This window comes from Intestinibacter sp. (genome assembly GCF_051866655.1).
Lineage (GTDB): Bacteria > Bacillota > Clostridia > Peptostreptococcales > Peptostreptococcaceae > Intestinibacter.
Map to the genome: position 1 here is coordinate 1 of NZ_JBJDXL010000450.1, position 2,719 is coordinate 2,719.

Below are 2,719 nucleotides of genomic sequence, written 5' to 3' on the forward strand. Positions count from 1 at the left end.
TGTATTTAATTCTGTAAATCTAGAATCGAGCTTAGAAGTAGAATCAGACCATTGTGCTGTTCCATCTTCTAAATAAGATAGTAACTACCCATCAGAACCACCAGTTGGAATATGCTTATTTCCAGAAGTAGTTGGGTGAGAATAGTTATTAGCATTCTCCTCTATTCCGTCTAATTTTGATTTATCGGAACTACTCATTAATCCATTAGAACTAGTAGTAGCTGTAGTAGTTTCTGCCTTATTATTCCAAGTAGTTTTTTCTGCATCAGAAACAAATCTATGAGTACTATCCTATGTAATTATACTTGCTTCATGCGTTTCTGGATGGGAATAATTGTTAGCATTTTCCTCTATTCCAGCTAATTTTTCCTTCTCTGCAGTAGAATAATTTTCAGTAGATAACTATTTACCTAATTCTTTATCAACTTTAGTATCTAGGGCTTCCTAAGTTGCAGTAGAAATTGGTTTTGATAAATCTGAAGTATTATCTACGTTCTCTAATCCAATCTAAGCTTTAGTTACACTATGTGGATTAGAAGTATTAGATAAATGGTTATCATAAGCTAATATCTTACTATCTGAAATTAACCCAGATCCTTCTACCTTATCGACCTTACTATTTAATTCCTCCTTAGTTGCTAAACCAGAAATATCCTAATGCTCAGTTAAATAATTAGAATCATTAGTTAACTAAGATGTTTTAGTAGGAATATTTTCTATCTTTGCAAATGTTTCATCTATTACATTTCCCTATCTATCATAAGTTGCTTTTAGGTCATATACTGTTTGTCCAACTTGTATAGCTTTTATAGATGCCATATTATTGTACTATTAATGTCTCATTTACTACTTCATGATCTATTCCTTCTATTTTAGCTGTAATATCTTCAACAGCTTCCTCAAAATCTTTTTTAGTTACATAATCCCCAGATTTCTTTTCTGTATTTTTATATTGTCCTTCTATATATATTGTACTCATAGTATCATTGTTTCGTTATCATCAACTGTTTTAGAATTATCAATCTGTGTCTGTAACTAGTTAATCTATTCCTATAATGAGGCAATAGCCTAATTAATCAATTCAGTAACTTCTGTCTTAGTATAGAATTTTTCATATAAGAATTCACTTCTTACATACCCAGTGTCCTGTAAATCTTTATCACTATAGGTGTAGTAATAAGTGTCTTCATTCTTTATGGGCAAAGCTTCATACTCGGTTTCTGAAATACACATTAGTTTGGGAACATCTTTAACTAGAGAAATCTCTTCACCACTAGATAATACTTTACCATTCTCTGACGTAATTACAGAATCCCCTAATGCTATTTCTTCTGTGTTTAATTTCTAAGTAGTATATTCCTAAGCATTTGCTTCCTAATCAGCTGTATATTTAGACTATGTTACGAATACAAAATCGTCATCACCTTCTAATCCACCACGAAGACTTTCTTTAGTTACATAATTCTCAGTTAAATTAGTAGATAAATCAGTAACTGATTGCTATGTTGCATAAGTACTAGAAGCCTCTTCTTTAGTTAAAAATAACTAGCCTATTTCTTCTTTAGTATAATAAACACTCAGCTAAGCAATGGTTGCAAATGTTAAATCTACATAAGATTTATTATAATAATTAGTTGCAGCCCATGATTGATACTAATTTGTTGTATGATAATTAAGGTCAAGATACTCTTTAGTTATATATACCTTTGCATCATTAGTTACATCATATACATAATAATATGTATCTTCCTATATCTAATCATTTTCTACTAATTCAAGATATTCAGTTTCTGTTAATGTAATAAGATTAGGAATTTCTGACTAAATAGCTAATTTATCATCATTAATATATAATCCATCAGACTATACATTAACTACTAAGCCATCTGGAGATTTTATTTGTTTAGTAACTAGACTCTCCAAAACTCCTTCTTCATCAACTTTAATAGTCTTAGAAAGTTCTTCTTGTATAGTCTACTAATCAGCATCATACTAAGCCTTAGTTACAAATACAAAATCGTCCCCTTCTATACCTTCTCCTCTAAGACTTTCTTTAGTAACAAATAGTTCATCAGATTCTGTTCTAGTATAGTAATTAGCTAACGTAGTTGATAGAAATGATTCTGTATTTTCTAAGTCTAAATCAGATTTTGGAACATAGATTCCCGCAATTTCTTCAGATGTGGAATAATTATCTAAATCAGAAGATAATTTATCTAAATCCTATCTAATGGATACTACAGTGGTATTTAATGCTTTCTCTTTTAGCTAATCTTCTATATTCTTACCCCATGCTGCAGAAAGATAGAACTAATCATCTTCCATACTATCTTCATATATATAATAATATGATTCAGCATGTAAATAATCTAAACTTTCATCTATAGGTTTAAAATCATCAGTAGTGTTATCTTTCCACTACTTATATTCTGCTTCTGTACATTGTATTATCTAAATAGATTCATAAGAAGCTTTCCAACCCTCTTTTTGTTTAATCTTCGACTTATCAAGTAGCATATAAATATTACCATTGTCTATGTTTGAAACAGTCATACCTTGATAAGCATATTTCTCAGGAATAGAATATAGTTCTGATAAATTGGCGACTACTGTTCTATTATCCAAAGGTTTTGCAGTTTCGACGGTTAAGCCAACACCTAGTGCGGCATCACCAGTATATTTAAATGCCATTATTGTTTAAGTGTAAATGTTATTCTAT

3 protein-coding genes are annotated in these 2,719 nt (G+C 30.1%); 1 reads left to right on the forward strand and 2 read right to left on the reverse strand.

Going from position 1 to position 2,719, the window contains the following annotated elements; genetic code table 11:
• Positions 1-820: 820 nt before the first annotated feature.
• Positions 821-979 (reverse strand): hypothetical protein, encoded by a 159-nt coding sequence (locus ACI3VO_RS13515; RefSeq protein WP_439758422.1) that lies wholly within the window; start codon positions 977-979, stop codon positions 821-823.
• A 216-nt stretch (positions 980-1,195) separates the two neighbouring features.
• Between ACI3VO_RS13515 and ACI3VO_RS13520 the strand changes: the two genes are divergently transcribed.
• Positions 1,196-1,348: a hypothetical protein gene (locus tag ACI3VO_RS13520; protein ID WP_439758423.1), complete on the forward strand. Its 153-nt coding sequence runs from the start codon at positions 1,196-1,198 to the stop codon at positions 1,346-1,348.
• Positions 1,349-2,451: 1,103 nt separating this feature from the next.
• On the opposite strand, the gene ACI3VO_RS13525 is transcribed toward ACI3VO_RS13520, so the two are convergent.
• The gene (locus ACI3VO_RS13525) at positions 2,452-2,625 is read right to left on the reverse strand and encodes a hypothetical protein (RefSeq protein ID WP_439758424.1); all 174 of its coding nucleotides are present in this window, start codon (positions 2,623-2,625) and stop codon (positions 2,452-2,454) included.
• Positions 2,626-2,719: the final 94 nt, after the last annotated feature.